The 1,319-nt window shown below is 42.1% G+C and carries 2 protein-coding genes; both read right to left on the bottom strand.

Annotated elements, in window-relative coordinates:
- On the bottom strand, positions 1-419 hold a 419-nt coding region (locus Q8K48_06315; GenBank protein ID MDP1852013.1), incomplete at its 3' end, for a hypothetical protein.
- An 82-nt stretch (positions 420-501) separates the two neighbouring features.
- On the bottom strand, positions 502-1,119 hold the full coding sequence (locus tag Q8K48_06310; GenBank protein ID MDP1852012.1) for a hypothetical protein: 618 nt from the start codon (positions 1,117-1,119) through the stop codon (positions 502-504).
- Positions 1,120-1,319 lie beyond the last annotated feature (200 nt).

Below are 1,319 nucleotides of genomic sequence, written 5' to 3'. Positions count from 1 at the left end.
GCACGGATATGGCTCGATGTCTTCGCGCCTCGGATCGCTTGTCGTGCGACATCCCTATGCAGATGACGCCAGTTCCAGTCTTCCTGATTCAAAGCCGCATACAGGGCATCTTTCTCGGCACAGGAGAAGGTCTTCAATGATTCCCGCGCAAACATGCCAATCGAGTCCACTTTCAACCAGACCCAAATCATCAGGCAGTACACCAGCTCATGCGCCGACGTGCCGGAGCGCTTGGGAAAGCCGATTCGATTCAGCCGCGCTTTCATGCCCATGTGCTTCCACAGGTCAGCAAACAGATTGTCAATGAGGCAACCTTCGTCCCGTAATAGATTAGCCGTCAATTCTGGAAGTTCTATCGTTTTTGTGCCATGATTCATCGCGGTCTCCTCAGTTGTTTTGGCTGTTTGCAAGACAACCATTATTATACTCCTTGTGAGACCGCCTTTCTTATTCTAATCAAATAATTAAGTTTCTTTTATGGAGTTTTTGAACTCCGAAACTTTAGATATAAGTATCAGCAAATTTACGCAAAGCCTTTTCACTGCCACCACCTTTTGAATTGGCTGTATAGAGATTAAGCTCTTCAACAAATAACTGATAAAGTTTTTCATTAGTTAGGCGTGTTGCACCTGCTTCGGAAAGCACCTTAAGAATTAAACGTATTTTCTGAAAATTAGCCTGCTTGAGCTTTGCACTAACTCCACTTTGAGTTTTCTTGAGTTCATCCAGGAAATCAACATCTTGCAGTCGCCTTGCTTTACTGATTCTTTCAATAACGGATTGGCACCCAATGACCATTGGATCAACTCGAATGGCATCAAATAAAGCTTTATCATCGCCAGTTCGAACACGTTCAATCAGTTCATTCAAAAAACAGCCGTGATAAAGAATGCAAAATAGAGAATACTGCATCGAATAAAAATAAGCACAAATGGCTGAAAGAAAAGGACGTAGTGCCTTGATTTCTTCTTCTGTAGGATCTGTTCTTGCATTGAAATGCTCATCCACCTGATCACTAACGCTTGGCAAAGCAGCTATTTTTCCAGGTGATTCAGCAATCTGATTGCGCCAGTCAATAACTTGTTCCTCTGGTAGAAGCCCTGGAAAATTAAAGCCCACATGTTCCTTAATAGGCAGTTCATATAGATGGCACCAACTAAATGAATTAGTATCTTCATCACTAAAGTTTCGGAGTTCAAAAACTCCATAAAAGAAACTTAATTATTTGATTAGAATAAGAAAGTCGGTCTCACAAGGAGTATAATAATGGTTGTCTTGCAAACAGCCAAAACAACTCAGGAGACCGCGATGAATCATGG

It is taken from the genome of Candidatus Planktophila sp. (genome assembly GCA_030681675.1).
Lineage (GTDB): Bacteria > Actinomycetota > Actinomycetes > Nanopelagicales > Nanopelagicaceae > Planktophila.
Note: the sequence above shows the minus strand (reverse complement) of the source record. Positions and strands in the feature narration are given on the sequence as shown.